Annotated in this window: 11 protein-coding genes and 2 riboswitches; all 11 genes read left to right on the top strand. The window is 39.6% G+C overall.

Going from position 1 to position 14131, the window contains the following annotated elements:
• Window positions 1-43: 43 nt before the first annotated feature.
• Window positions 44-1018 carry an AAA family ATPase gene (locus tag ACEWFH_RS00155; protein WP_473725716.1) on the top strand — a complete coding sequence of 325 codons (975 nt, stop codon included), beginning with the start codon at window positions 44-46 and terminating at the stop codon, window positions 1016-1018.
• 70 nt (window positions 1019-1088) lie between these two features.
• Window positions 1089-2222 carry a DUF58 domain-containing protein gene (locus ACEWFH_RS00150; RefSeq protein WP_473725715.1) on the top strand — a complete coding sequence of 378 codons (1134 nt, stop codon included), beginning with the start codon at window positions 1089-1091 and terminating at the stop codon, window positions 2220-2222.
• Between the two features lie 51 nt (window positions 2223-2273).
• The gene (locus tag ACEWFH_RS00145) at window positions 2274-4475 is read left to right on the top strand and encodes a DUF4129 domain-containing transglutaminase family protein (RefSeq protein ID WP_473725714.1); all 2202 of its coding nucleotides are present in this window, start codon (window positions 2274-2276) and stop codon (window positions 4473-4475) included.
• Window positions 4476-4515: 40 nt separating this feature from the next.
• Window positions 4516-4617: riboswitch (purine riboswitch) on the top strand.
• Window positions 4618-4753: 136 nt separating this feature from the next.
• The gene (gene guaA, locus ACEWFH_RS00140) at window positions 4754-6310 is read left to right on the top strand and encodes a glutamine-hydrolyzing GMP synthase (protein ID WP_473725713.1); all 1557 of its coding nucleotides are present in this window, start codon (window positions 4754-4756) and stop codon (window positions 6308-6310) included.
• Window positions 6311-6411: 101 nt separating this feature from the next.
• Window positions 6412-6513: riboswitch (purine riboswitch) on the top strand.
• A gap of 120 nt (window positions 6514-6633) precedes the next feature.
• Complete coding sequence (locus ACEWFH_RS00135; RefSeq protein ID WP_473725712.1) at window positions 6634-7932, top strand: NCS2 family permease; 1299 nt, start codon at window positions 6634-6636, stop codon at window positions 7930-7932.
• A gap of 162 nt (window positions 7933-8094) precedes the next feature.
• Window positions 8095-8841, top strand: coding sequence for a prepilin peptidase (locus ACEWFH_RS00130; protein WP_473725711.1), 747 nt, complete (start codon window positions 8095-8097; stop codon window positions 8839-8841).
• A 120-nt stretch (window positions 8842-8961) separates the two neighbouring features.
• Complete coding sequence (locus ACEWFH_RS00125) at window positions 8962-9489, top strand: hypothetical protein (protein WP_473725710.1); 528 nt, start codon at window positions 8962-8964, stop codon at window positions 9487-9489.
• A 408-nt stretch (window positions 9490-9897) separates the two neighbouring features.
• Window positions 9898-10650 (top strand): Flp pilus assembly protein CpaB, encoded by a 753-nt coding sequence (gene cpaB, locus ACEWFH_RS00120; protein WP_473725709.1) that lies wholly within the window; start codon window positions 9898-9900, stop codon window positions 10648-10650.
• A gap of 24 nt (window positions 10651-10674) precedes the next feature.
• Window positions 10675-11751, top strand: a complete 1077-nt coding sequence (locus ACEWFH_RS00115; protein WP_473725708.1) for a CpaE/TadZ family protein — start codon at window positions 10675-10677, stop codon at window positions 11749-11751.
• A 49-nt stretch (window positions 11752-11800) separates the two neighbouring features.
• Window positions 11801-13138 (top strand): CpaF family protein, encoded by a 1338-nt coding sequence (locus ACEWFH_RS00110; RefSeq protein ID WP_473725707.1) that lies wholly within the window; start codon window positions 11801-11803, stop codon window positions 13136-13138.
• Window positions 13135-14067, top strand: a complete 933-nt coding sequence (locus ACEWFH_RS00105) for a type II secretion system F family protein (protein ID WP_473725706.1) — start codon at window positions 13135-13137, stop codon at window positions 14065-14067. Before ACEWFH_RS00110 ends, ACEWFH_RS00105 begins: the two co-directional genes overlap by 4 nt.
• Window positions 14068-14131: the final 64 nt, after the last annotated feature.

The following is a 14131-nucleotide window of genomic DNA, read 5'->3' as shown; positions in this document are numbered from 1 at the left end:
AAATATCTAATATAGAGACAGAAATGTTAGAGGGGAGTCTATCATGAACGCTAGAAATGAAAAGACATACGAATATCATCCTCAGCTTAGAGAAGTAATCGCAAACGTAGAAAAAGTTATGGTAGGTAAGAAGCAGGTTACTGAGTTAACACTCGTTTCGTTATTAGCAGGGGGCCATGTATTACTTGAAGATGTACCAGGAGTTGGGAAGACGATGATGGTTCGTTCCATCGCAAAATCCCTTGGCCTTACGTTTAACCGTATCCAGTTTACACCTGACCTTTTACCGTCGGACATGACGGGGGTTTCAATATATAACCAAAAAGATATGAGCTTTGAATTTAGACCAGGTCCATTAGTCGGAAACGTGATCTTAGCGGATGAGATCAACCGTACTTCTCCTAAAACACAGTCCGCACTTTTAGAATCCATGGAAGAAATGAGCATGACCGTAGACGGCCAAACTCACATTTTGCCAGATCCATTTTTAGTAATGGCTACACAAAATCCGATTGAGTATGAAGGAACCTATCCGCTTCCTGAAGCGCAGCTTGACCGATTCTTAATGAAGCTTACGATGGGTTACCCAACACCAGAAGAAGAGTTCAATGTATTGAACGTGATCGGAAACGAACACCCGATCCATCTCCTTAAACCAGCCATCTCACCGGAAGAGATCACGGAATTGAAAACGGCGGTCAAGAATATTTATGTATCGGATTCGATCAAGCGATATATCGTCGATTTGATCAACCGCACCCGTAATCATAAATCAATTGCTCTAGGAGTAAGTCCGCGTGGTTCACTCGCTTTATTAAAAGCAGCGCAGGCGTTTGCACTTCTCATGAACCGCGATTTTGTAATCCCTGATGATGTGAAATATTTAGCACCGTTCGTCCTTGTACACCGTGTGCTGTTAAAACCTGAAGCCCGTTTTGAAGGTATAACTGCCCAAGAAGTGATTAAAGATCTTTTGTCACGCGTTCCTGCACCCATCCATAAGGAACAACACGCGTAATGAAAGCATTTCTCAAAAAATTTGGGAGCGTTATAAAACACCGATAGGGTTTTCAGGGATCATATTCTTATTGCTTGTTACGTTTTCTTTTGCCATGTTTCAGGGAGGATTCGTCAGCTGGTTTCTATTTTACAGCGTGCTCCCTCTCGTTCTTTATTCCATTACAATGGCGTTCTATCCGATTCAGAGGCTGAAGATTGAGCGCTATATCTCTAAAAGCAAACTGATGGCAGGAGAAGAAGTGGAAGTGACGATCGTCGTCAAACGGCGCAGCAATTTGCCGCTGTTTTATGTTGTGTTAGAAGATGTTCTGCCAGAGGTTTTGCTGCGTGAAACACGATACGAAGGCAATACGCATCAAATTCAGTCCCGCATCCTGCTGTTTCCTTTGTTCCGTAAACATTTGGAGTATTCGTACACGATTAATCCGGCACCACGCGGGTTGTTTAAGTTTGACCACATTCAAGTGAGCACCGGGGATATCTTTGGCTTTGTTTTAAAAAGCACAACGGTTTCCGTTAAAGATCAAATCTTTGTATACCCTCAATATCAAGACATTGAGCGGTGGGAAACAGGTAAGATGCTTCAAACCGGCATGAAAAAGGTTGGTAAGCGTTCGTTTACGGATTATACGTCTACTGTAAGTGTTCGTGACTATGTAGCAGGTGACAGAATGAACTGGCTGCATTGGAAGGCGAGTGCAAGGTCGAACAAGCTGCTGACAAAAGTGTTCGAGCAGCAGCGGAATGATGATTTTGTGATCGTTTTAGATCATTGTGAAAAAAGTTATGACGCAAACGATTGGCTGTTTGAACGAGGTGTGTCACTTGCTGCGTCACTTGTTCATTTTTCGATCTCTAAGGGCGGTTCAATTGGATACCATCCTTTACAAGGAAAAGAAATCCCGATGAACATTGGGGTTGAACAAGAGTGGAGGATTTTTCACGAGCTTGCTAAAGTGAAAGCAAATGTCACGGACCATTTTGAAGAACGACTAAAGCAGGAATACATGGTAGGACATATGGAAGGGAAAACGGCGCTCATTATTTCGCCAAACCTTTCTGAATACACCATGAAAACTTTGGAGCTCTTAGCAGCGAGACAGCAAACCAACGTTATTTTCTTTACTTGGCGCTCGATCAGAAGCTTAACAGTCAAGATCTCACGTATATTTCAAGAATCAGACAGTTTGGTGTGCCAGTAACACCAATCATAGGGTCTGATTTTAACGAATCGCTGAAGGCAGGTGGCATGTATGCCTCAATCTAATCAGCAAAAGGCTTCAAATCTGCATGTTTTAGTTCTTTACGGATTAGGATTTCTTCTTTTATGGGAATGGTTAAGACCGCTTAAAGAAATTACAACAACGAACGATATCCAAATCTTTGTGATGTACACGTTGTTTTTGTTTATCGTGACGTATTTTCAGCTTCCATTCTGGATCTCTTTTCCCGTGAAATTTGGAGCGATGTTATACGCGCTTCATTCTCTTTACTTTTTTGATGTGTTTTTATCCTTTAAGTGGGTTCCATTTTTAATTGAGGATATTCAATACAACTTGGGCCTTTTTTCGGATCGAAACTGGAACGATATGACGTCACTGACCCGCAGTTTGTTGTTTTTTGTACTGTTGTGGCTCGTGAGTTATTTGATGCATTATTGGCTCGTCCAAACGCGCCGCATCTTTTTGTTCTTCTTAATTACCGTGATCTATATTTCCATTCTCGATACGTTTACGGTATATGATGCGAAATTCGCAATCATCCGTACCGTGTTTATAGGCTTGATTTTGATCGGTATCTTAAGAATGATGAAGATTATTGAAACGCAAGGCTTTTCGCTTCTGAAAGGAAAGTTTCCTATTCTTTGGGTCGCACCTCTCTCAGGAGTCATCGCCTTGTCATCACTTCTAGGATATGTTGCACCAAAGGCGTCACCGATTTGGCCAGATCCTGTTCCGTTCATTCAGAACATGTCAGGTAAAGGAGACGGAGAGGGAGAGGGATTAGGAAACGGTTCGGGAATCTCAAAAATTGGTTATGGAGAAAATGACAGTCAGCTCGGAGGTCCTTTCCAATTTGACTATACGCCAATTTTTAAAACGTTCGATAACGGAAGACATTATTGGAGAATTGAAACGAAAGAATTCTACACCGGAAAAGGGTGGGAGAATAAGATTCCAACTCAGGCTGTAGCAGTAGAACCTGAATTTCCAGATGCTGATACGAATTACACACGAATCTGGGAAGATGGACTGCAGATGGAGGATCATAAAGCACGAATCGAAGCTGAAAAAGGAAAAGAATACTCTTTTCTTATGATTCCTGGAAAGCTGAAAAGCATTAAAGGTGGTTCAGAAACGAACTTTCAGTTAGATGGTGTGAGTGGTAAAATTTCTACGTTTCGAGAGGGAAAAGAAGAAAAGCTTTCGGCTTATGAGATGGATTATCAGCTGCCCGTCCTAAAAGAAGAAGAGCTAAAAGCATCAACAAATCAATATCCAGAGCATATCACGGCAAACTACTTGCAGCTGCCAGAATCTCTGCCGCAAAGGGTTAAGGATCTTGCGAAAAACGTAACAGCCAATCAACCAACCATTTATGATAAAGTCAAAACGGTCGAAGGATATTTTGCGAAAAATGGTTATGGCTATAACACGATTGAAGTAGCAGTGCCAAAAGGTGAGGAAGATTACGTGGATCAGTTCCTTTTTGATACGAAAAAAGGATACTGTGATAACTTTTCTTCATCCATGGTTGTCATGCTTCGATCAGTTGGCATCCCAGCACGCTGGGTGAAAGGTTTTACACCAGGAACATTTGAGGCATTGAATGATGGTCTTCGCGAATATACCGTAACAAACGCTAACGCCCACTCGTGGGTAGAAGTGTATTTTTCAGGAATCGGATGGGTGCCATTCGAGCCGACCCGCGGATTTGATAACCCGTTCCAACCAGAGGAAGATCGTCAGAGCTCTGCACCAGCTGCAGCTGTTCCTGATCAGCCGAAAAAGCCTGAAAAAGATGTTACGCAAGATAAGGATGCTGCTGCTAATAAAAACACAAACGCTGGTTTAACTTTAAAATCAGTAGGATTTGGAACAGCCATATTACTAGTTGCTATTGTGCTTATCGCTGGACTAGCCTTCCTGTTCCGCAGAAAATGGCTTCGTCAGTATACGATTTGGCGTTATAAACGCAAAAAAGGCTCTGAAACGTTTGAAGATGCGTTTGAACGATTGCTTTGGCTTTTACGCGTATATGGAATCAAAAGAAAGCCTGCTTATACACTTAGAGAATACGCTCTTTATGTGGACCGGGAGCTTGATACGAAAGACATGAGGATCTTGGCAAAAGCGTATGAAGGCGTTCAATTCAGTCCAAATAAACGAACAGATTTGTGGAATGATTTTCATAGAGAATTGTGGGAAAATTTAATTAAAAGAATCCGCCCTTGACCGCTATAACAGGCATTGTTAGAATGTCTTTAAGATTATAGCGTCAGATATTATTCTCCTTCGTATATCCTCGATAATAAGGTTCGAGAGTCTCTACCGGGTTGCCGATAACGACCTGACTATGAAGGCAGGATTCTTTATAGCTACATTTTAAGGAATTCTGCCTTTGTTTTTGTATGTGGAAAACAAGGGTGGAATTTCTTTTTGTTTATAAAGAAAGTGTAAAGTTAGACAAGCTGACGGATACTATAGCTGAGAATAATAGATGGGGTGAGTACATGAGTGTAACGAATGATTTGCACGTAATGAGCGAAATGATCGTTGTGTTAGATTTCGGTGGACAATACAATCAGTTGATTGCACGTCGTATCCGTGACTTAGGAGTATATAGTGAATTGCATCCGCACACGACAACAGCGGAAGAGATAAAGAAAATGAACCCAAAAGGAATCATTTTCTCTGGTGGACCTAACTCTGTTTATGCAGAAGGAGCACCAGCTTGTGATCCAGCTATTTTTGATTTGGATATCCCAGTGCTTGGTATCTGTTATGGTATGCAGCTGATGAGCCACCACTTTGGCGGTAAAGTAGAGCGCGCGAGCCACCGTGAATACGGAAAAGCTTCCATTAATATTACGAACACAAACAAGCTTTATGAAAACCTTCCAGAACAACAAGTCGTATGGATGAGCCATAGTGACTTAGTTGTAGCGCCACCAGAAGGTTTCGTAACAGATGCAACAAGTCTTTCTTGCCCTGTAGCGGCCATGAGTGATGTTTCACGTCAGCTTTACGGCGTTCAATTCCACCCGGAAGTGCGTCATTCAGAGTACGGTATTGAGTTCTTAGATAACTTCGTAAAGTCCGTTTGTGAATGTGAAGGCAACTGGACGATGGAAAACTGGATTGAAGACGAAATTCAAAAGATCCGTGACGTTGTTGGCGACAAAAAAGTAATCTGCGCCATGTCAGGTGGAGTAGACTCTTCTGTTGTAGCGGTTCTTGTTCATAAAGCAATCGGTGATCAGCTGACATGTATCTTCGTCGATCATGGACTTCTTCGTAAAGATGAAGCAGATCAAGTTATGAAAACGTTCAGCGAAGGCTTCAACATTAACATCATTAAAGTGGATGCAAAAGACCGTTTCTTAAGCAAACTTGAAGGTGTTTCTGATCCTGAGAAAAAACGTAAGATCATCGGTAACGAATTTATCTATGTATTTGATGAAGAAGCATCTAACCTTCAAGGCATTGAATTCCTTGCACAAGGAACGCTTTACACAGATATCGTAGAGAGCGGTACAGCGACGGCTCAAACGATTAAGTCTCACCATAACGTTGGCGGACTTCCTGAAGACATGCAGTTCAAACTGATCGAACCTCTTAACACACTATTTAAAGACGAGGTTCGTAAAGTAGGTACAGAGCTTGGTATTCCTGAGCACATCGTTTGGCGTCAGCCGTTCCCAGGACCAGGTCTAGGAATCCGTGTTCTTGGTGCGATTACAGAAGAGAAGCTCGAAATCGTTCGTGAATCAGATGCAATCCTTCGCGAAGAAATTTTGAACGCTGGATTAGATCGTGACGTGTGGCAATATTTCACGGTACTTCCTGACATCCGCAGTGTAGGTGTTATGGGTGATGCACGTACGTACGATTACACGATCGGTATCCGTGCGGTTACGTCGATTGACGGAATGACTTCTGACTGGGCTCGTATTCCATGGGACGTTTTAGAGAAAATCTCTACACGTATCGTTAACGAAGTCGATCACATCAACCGCGTCGTTTATGATATTACATCAAAACCACCTGCAACGATCGAGTGGGAGTAGATTGAAAACAAAAACACGAACGATTATTGCGAAAAAGTATAAAATCATTCGTAAAAATGCTTGACGTACGACAAAGTTCGACCTATACTCAAGTAGTAATTAAAAACTTAATGTATTTCCTACGTATAAATTCGGGGATATGGCCCGAAAGTTTCTACCAGACTGCCGTAAATGGTCTGACTACGAAGGATTTTTGAAACATATCGCATGCGCCATTTTTGGCTTATGTATGTTTCATTAACTCTTTACGTATTCAGACCCAAGGGCAAGTCCCTTGGGTCTTTTTGTTTTTATACGTAGATCGAGTATAGGGGGATATATAGATGGAAAAGTATTTTGGCTTTAAGGAGTTCGACACTTCTTATAAAAAAGAAGCAACAGCAGGGTTAACGACTTTCCTTGCGATGGCTTACATTTTATTCGTAAACCCGATGGTTCTTGGTGACGCGGGCATGGATAAAGGTGCGGTGTTCACAGCTACAGCACTTGCAGCGGCTCTCGGTACACTGTTCATGGGAATCGTAGCGAAGTATCCGATCGCACTCGCGCCAGGTATGGGACTTAACGCATTCTTTGCTTACTCAGTAGTTTTAGTAATGGATATCCCGTGGCAAACAGCTCTTGCTGGGGTATTGATGTCTGGTATTATTTTTATTTTTATTACATTATTTAAAATTCGCGAAACAATTATAAACGCCATTCCGCAAGATCTTAAATTTGCTGCAGCATCCGGTATCGGTTTGTTCATCGCATTTATCGGTTTGAAAAATGCAGGAATTATCGCACCTAATAAAGCTACACTAGTTTCTCTAGGTGATTTAACGACTGGTCCAACGCTACTCGCGATCTTCGGTTTCATCGTAACGATTTTAATGATGATCCGAAACATCCGTGGAGGAATCTTCTATGGAATGGTCATTACAGCAGTAGTTGGTATTTTTGCTGGACTAATCGACAAGCCAGACAAAATTGTTGGTGCGATTCCAAGCCTTGCACCGACATTTGGACAAGCTTTCTCTCACTTTGATCAAATCTTTACGATCGACATGATGATCGTTGTATTAACGTTTTTTATCGTTGATTTCTTTGATACAGCAGGAACGTTAATGGCGGTTGCATCACAAGCGGGAATCATGAAAGATAACAAACTGCCTCGTGCAGGTAAAGCACTTCTTGCCGATTCATCAGCGATCGCAGTTGGTGCGATCCTTGGAACATCGTCAACAACAGCTTACATCGAGTCAGCTTCAGGTGTAGCAGCAGGTGGACGTACTGGATTCACTTCAGTTGTAACAGGTGGATTGTTCTTATTAGCTCTTTTCTTCTCGCCATTATTAGTTGTCGTAACACCATCTGTAACAGCACCAGCACTTATAATCGTCGGTGTTTTGATGGTTTCTGTATTAAGCAAAATTAAGTGGGATCGTCTTGAGATTGCAGTACCAGCATTCTTAACACTAATCGCAATGCCGCTAACGTACAGCATCGCAACAGGTATCGCACTAGGATTTGTTATGTACCCACTAACAATGACAGTAAAAGGACGTGTAAAAGAAGTTCACCCAATCATGTGGGTACTCTTCATCGTCTTTATCAGTTACTTCGTATTCTTAGTCGAATAGTTAATTTCATTTGTAGGAATGTCCGTTTTCGGGCATTCCTTTTTTGTATGTGGAGGAAAACAAATGAAACAGGCAGCCAATAACTTTAAGGAAGAAGGGTGCAAAAAATAAGTTTCTTCATTATAATAGTGTGCAGAATGAGCCATAAGGAGAAGTGGGGAAATGGAAATCGTGTGGGGCGTTTGGTTTTTTATATTAGGTGCAGTACTAGCTTCATTTGGTGGCGTTATCGGATATCGATTGCCAAAGGGAATGAAGGTAATTGGTGTAGAACGCTCACAGTGCGATCACTGCGAGAGACAGCTTCACTGGTATGAGCTGTTTCCGATTGTTTCTTTTCTTGCAGCACGTGGCAAATGCAAGACATGTCAGAAGCGGATTCCTCTTTTATATACGATGGTAGAGTTTGGTACGGGTGCTCTCTACAGCTTCTCTTACATAAAATACGGTTTTTCGGTAGAGCTGTTGCTAGCATGCTCACTTGTTTTGTTGTGCGCGACTATTACGGTTTCAGACTTGTTGTACTTCATTATTTCTGACAAAGTGCTGATCGTGTATTTTGTGTGGCTCATTGCGTTACAAGTGATATTTGAATACAGAGGCTGGGTGGATGCTGTAGCGGGAAGTCTGCTCGGGTTTTTGTTTCTTTTGTTGCTAGCTATTCTTTCTAAAGGTGGAATCGGCGGCGGAGACATCAAGTTGATGGGTGTACTAGGGCTGGTGCTTGGGTTTCAGGGAGCGTATTTGACGTTGATGGTGGCATCGATTGTAGGGGTGTTAGTTGCAATCGTAGGGTTAGTGACGAAGAAATATAACCGAAAGACCGCTATTCCATTTGGACCCTATTTAGCTGTTGGAGCGTTGGTGACGTTTTATTATAGTGTGGAGTTGTTGGGGTTGATTTTTTGATCCTAACCTTTTTATTTTGGAACTTCATTGGGGTTTGAGCGTAAGAGGAGTAAGTCTATAACGGGTAATTACCAAAAATGGTTGAGTTACAGATGAAAATTTAGAAGAGAGGAAAAAACAATGGGGACTGAACTAACAGGTGTGTTCTGGTTCAACTTAGGAGCATTTGCATTTGGACTTATTCTAGCAATTACCTCATTTAACCATCACAAAAAACTAGGTAGAACTAGAACAGGTTTTTATTGGGCTATTGGCTGTATGGCAACATGTTTACTTTTTGTAAATGGCGTTATTAAAATTGTAGATAGCATGGATGAACACATGAAGGAAAATGCCTTTGAAACACTACAAGAAAGATATGAAAACAGAGGGGACCATAATAACGAGTCTTATGACAACTTAGAGGTAGTTGTTATTCCTCAGAAACTCAAATGGTCCACTTCTTATAATATTTTTGTAGCAAATTTTAACAAACAATATACATACAATGGAAAGGTTGAAATTACGATTAAAAATAAGAAAGGCAAAAAGGTTTTTACACATGTTACAAAAACAATTATTGTAAAACCTGGTGAAAAAAGGAAATTAAAAATGCTAATTATGATACTTGGCACCCTGATTATTCGTGGAAATGGTTGGGGGAACTAAAAAAATGAAGCATAAAAACCATTTAAACAAGTGTTTAGATGGTTTTTTATATTTAATTCTTTTTCCTAGTAAGTAAAGATTAGTCCAAAAGCATCAAAATCCTTTGAATACGGCTTTTTAGGTTTTGAATTGTCATTTGGGTGGAAATTAAAATTTAGCATTAATGGTTATTTATGTATTTTAAATATGCTTATATTCCTAGTATAGTTATTTGGTGGGGTTGTCGAAAAAGGTCGAAGAATGGAAGGGGTAGTAAGAAGGTTGTGGATAAGTCCTATAAACCTTTATGAGCCAAGGATTTAGAGGGGTTGACGCTCTTGGAAATTTTGTGATAGTTTTGGCATGATTCTATTTTAAATTTCATTTTTGTACAATTTTTTTCTTTTAATTATTGGAGGTTAAGGAACAATGATCGATGCAAAACGTAAGGCACTAATATTTTTAGTTGTAGCATTTATATTAGCAGTGGTTACTGCTGGCGTTGTTTTAAATGAAATAAGAAAAGCTCAGCAGGAACTTACAGAAACTACCAAAGTAGCTTCGTTAGAAGGAGATATTAAATCGAATGAAGCAATCACTTCCTCCAAGATAAAATGGGTTGAAATTCCTAAAAATACAGCTGTTTCAAACTTTATACAGTCTGAGAGTGACTTGAAAAACCAGGTTGTTCTAACAGATATGAAGGGTGGTGACATTTTAACGAAAAACGTCTTGCGTTCCAAGATTGACATTTCAAAAGGACATAGAGTCGTTTGGCTTAACCCTACTGAAAATGTTTTGATAGATGAAAATGTTACTGAAGGTGACCGTGTAGACATTATTGTTTCAATGGAAGAAAAAAATGCAATGACAACTAAAAGAGCATTGAAAGGTATTAATGTAGTTGAAGTAGATGATGACATTGAAGTTGATAAAAATAAAACAATTAATGTCATAAAAGTTTCCCTTTCTATAGAGGACGCTGAAAAACTAATTCATTACCAAAATACTGCACAGCAAATAAGAATTTTGAGAGTTAATGAATTAGAAGAGGATAGTGCAAAAGATAAGAAGGATGAAGCTGCACCAGCCACCAAGCCTGCTGAACCGGCACCACCACCAGCAGCACCGGCTGCTCCTAAGGAGAATCCAGCACCTCAAGCTAAGCCCAAAGCAAACTAGTATCGTAGAAGGGAAGTAAGTTGCATGAATGGATATAAAGTTTTAATCGTTACTAAGAATGAATCTTATACCAATATTCTTATACCAATCATTGAAGAAAATAAACTGCAGGTAGATGTTATTGGCGAGTGGAGTGGGACAAACCTAGAGATCAATCAGTACTCTATCCTTTTCATTGACCACCAATCTCTTAAATCTTTTGAATCCTTTAAAAATCAGAATAAGTTAATTGTTATTGGTTTATTAAATGAAAAATCATTTGAACTAGGTCGAAAATGGATGCTGGCAGATGCTTCAGATGTAATTATACTTCCTGATGAAGAGCAACGTGTTCAAAAAGTGCTTGATGCTGCAAAAGAAAAAATTAGCTTGCTTCAATCCCTAGATAAAAAAGAAAGCTCTGGTAAAGCGTATGCTTTTTATAGCAGTAAAGGTGGAAGCGGAAAAACATTACTTTCAGCAGCAGTTGGTCAAGGACTCCAGATTTTTGGTGACAGTAAAGTAGCTATAATAGATTTAAATGCCCAATTTGGTGGACTAGATACAATGCTAGGTATTGATCATAAAAGATCCTATTATGATCTTCAGCCTGTTATTGAAGAAATGAATATCAGGCACATTGAAAACATTGCTTACAAAGATGAACGTACTGGAAATGTTATTGTACTAGGTCCCCAAGATTTGGCTAAAGCAGAAGAGGTAACAACTGAACTTATCATAAAACTAATTCGTATTTGTAAGGAACACTACGATTATGTCCTGCTTGATATTCCTTCGTACTTTAATCATATAACCTATACCTCGTTAGGAGAAGCTGATCATATTTATTACGTACTTACACCAGATAGTATGGGATTAAGAGGCTATAAAAACACGGAAGATTCTTTTGTGCGTTTCCAGCTGGGGTTAAGAAATAACGTTTCTATCCTGTTGAATAGAGTCCACGCCAAAAATGAATTATCAAAGAAAGATATTGATGATATGGTTTCAAGACCAATTGCAAGTGAAATTCGCGCAGACTTTTTTAATCTTCAGCCGCATGTTAATATCGGCAAGCCCTTCTTTACTACAAAAAAGAAAAGTACTCTTCTAAAGCTTTAAAAGATATTAAAAAATTTGTTACTAGTATAGAGAAGTGAGGTGATACAAAATGGGTTCTTGGATAAAAGAAATTACTGCAAAATCACCTCTGGTTCCTAATCATGATTGGGATGTAAATGATAGTCAACTAGACCAGCTTGTCAGGCATTATAAAGCTCGAATTATTAAGGAAGCCAACCTCGAATCCATAACAATTCTGCCAGCACAAGAACGAAAGCAAACAATTGAGCGATTGGTTACCCAAATGATTCAAGAAGAACGTGTTATTATTCCTCAGTATGAAATGGATCAGATTGTTACGCAGATTATTAATGAATCAGTCGGATATGGTCCGTTAGAAGCGTTATTAGAGGATAATTCTATAACAGAAATTATGGTTAATGGACCGCATGAGGTGTTTATTGAAAGAAAAGGGCGGTTAGAGAAGACACCAATACGTTTTAAAGATGAAAAGCATATTCGACATATTATTGATCGAATCATAGCTCCACTTGGAAGAAGAATTGACGAAAGTTCTCCCATGGTAGATGCCAGGCTTCATGATGGAAGCCGTGTAAATGCGGTTATCCCACCCGTCAGTCTCGAAGGTTCAGTAATGTCGATCCGTAAATTTAATAAAATTCCGTTTACTCTTCAAAACCTTCAGGGGTTCGAGACATTCTCTGAGAGTATGGGTGAGTTTTTGCAAGCTGCTGTTAAAGCCAAATGTAATATTCTCGTTTCTGGTGGTACAGGAAGTGGTAAGACTACGCTATTAAATGTTTTATCAGGTTCTATTCCGCAAGGTGAACGCATCATTACCATTGAAGACATGGCAGAATTACGTTTCCATCATGACAACCTTGTAAAAATGGAAGCAAGACCGGAAAACATGGAAGGAAAAGGTGAAATAACGATTCGCCAACTAGTACGAAATGCTCTTCGTATGAGACCAGATCGTATCATTGTTGGTGAGGTGCGTGGTTCGGAAGCGATAGACATGCTTCAAGCTATGAATACAGGTCATGAAGGATCTTTAACAACAGTCCATGCAAATACACCAAAAGACGCTTTGGGAAGATTAGAAGCAATGGTTATCATGTCTGGCTTACCGCTGACCGTTGATGTTATCAGGAGCTATTTTGTTGGTGCATTAGATTTAATCGTCCAAACAAACCGGCAGATTGACGGGAAGCGTAAGATTGTTAGTATTGCTGAAATTAAAGAAGAAGATGGAGAAATTAAGGTCCTTGAAATATTTAAATTTATACAAGAAGGTGTAAATTCAAAAGGTGAAGTAATTGGTCATTTTTCACCCACAGGTTATATTCCTGAAGCTTTTAAACGAATGAAAACATTCGGGATATCTATTGATGAGAACATCTTCCATAAGGAGGGTGCAGAATGATCCTCGCATGGACAACATTAAGTTTAGCGATTTTTTCTTTTTTCCTTGCTATTTATTTTATAAAAAGAAGTTCTGCCAACAAACAAGTGAAAAAACATGTAGAAACATGGTTTGTAAAAGAAAAGAAGAAAGAACGGAGCAGTTTTATTGTTGGTATAGGTGATAAATACGATTCATCTGAGCTTGCAGAAGAACTATCAAGAAAACTAGTTCAGGCTCACATTCCATTGAAGGCATCCGAGTACGCGGGAATATGTATCATGCTCTTTTTTATCCTATGGTTCGTTAATCACTTTATATTTAGTTTAGTGTTTCCGCTGGATGCTTCAATTTCGTATTTTATTATTTGGCTGGGTTCGAAATTTTTATTGAAGTCCAGGCAAAATAAGAGAAGTGAAAACTTCAATAAACAGCTTCCAAATATATGTCGAATGATGAGTAACTCTGTTAAAGCAGGTTTAACCATTCCTCAAGGTATTGAAATGATTGCACATGAAGTCAAAGCGCCGGCAGGACCTGAATTTAAAAAGATAGATCAGCAGCTCAGTCTTGGTGATGATTTTGAAGAAGTCATGCTGAGATTGAGAGACCGTTTTGATAGTAAAGACCTTCATATCTTTGTTTCTACTTTACTCATTCAGAGAAAGGTTGGGGGCAACTTAGCGGAAGTTTTAAGTTTAATGGCTCAGACTTTAGAAGAGCGGGCCCGAGTGAGTAAAGAAATAGATACTGTTACTGCTGAGGCGAAATTCATTTCATATATTTTGCCTGTAATGCCCATTATGATGGCTATGATGATGAACCTATTTATTCCAGGTTTCCTCAATCCACTTTTTACACCGTTTGGTTTAATTCTGTTAGCAGTTTTTCTAGGGATGCAGTTTATCGCTTTCTTGCTTATTAAGAAGATTACTAGGATTAGGGTGTAAGCTATGGGTCAAATATTAGGTTTATTCTCAGTATTAATGACATTTTTCATTTTATTATTCTTAT

It is taken from the genome of Fictibacillus sp. EA-CB0309, from assembly GCF_055814265.1.
This window is presented reverse-complemented; position numbering and strand designations above follow the sequence as displayed.

What these genes read in the sequence shown, in the direction of transcription:
- ACEWFH_RS00145 (WP_473725714.1), top strand. Translation starts at nt 2,274, where the DNA reads ATGCCTCAATCTAATCAGCAAAAGGCTTCAAATCTGCATGTTTTAGTT.
- ACEWFH_RS00135 (WP_473725712.1), top strand. Translation starts at nt 6,634, where the DNA reads ATGGAAAAGTATTTTGGCTTTAAGGAGTTCGACACTTCTTATAAAAAA.
- ACEWFH_RS00110 (WP_473725707.1), top strand. Translation starts at nt 11,801, where the DNA reads ATGGGTTCTTGGATAAAAGAAATTACTGCAAAATCACCTCTGGTTCCT.
- cpaB (WP_473725709.1), top strand. Translation starts at nt 9,898, where the DNA reads ATGATCGATGCAAAACGTAAGGCACTAATATTTTTAGTTGTAGCATTT.
- ACEWFH_RS00125 (WP_473725710.1), top strand. Translation starts at nt 8,962, where the DNA reads ATGGGGACTGAACTAACAGGTGTGTTCTGGTTCAACTTAGGAGCATTT.
- ACEWFH_RS00155 (WP_473725716.1), top strand. Translation starts at nt 44, where the DNA reads ATGAACGCTAGAAATGAAAAGACATACGAATATCATCCTCAGCTTAGA.
- ACEWFH_RS00130 (WP_473725711.1), top strand. Translation starts at nt 8,095, where the DNA reads ATGGAAATCGTGTGGGGCGTTTGGTTTTTTATATTAGGTGCAGTACTA.
- guaA (WP_473725713.1), top strand. Translation starts at nt 4,754, where the DNA reads ATGAGTGTAACGAATGATTTGCACGTAATGAGCGAAATGATCGTTGTG.
- ACEWFH_RS00105 (WP_473725706.1), top strand. Translation starts at nt 13,135, where the DNA reads ATGATCCTCGCATGGACAACATTAAGTTTAGCGATTTTTTCTTTTTTC.
- ACEWFH_RS00115 (WP_473725708.1), top strand. Translation starts at nt 10,675, where the DNA reads ATGAATGGATATAAAGTTTTAATCGTTACTAAGAATGAATCTTATACC.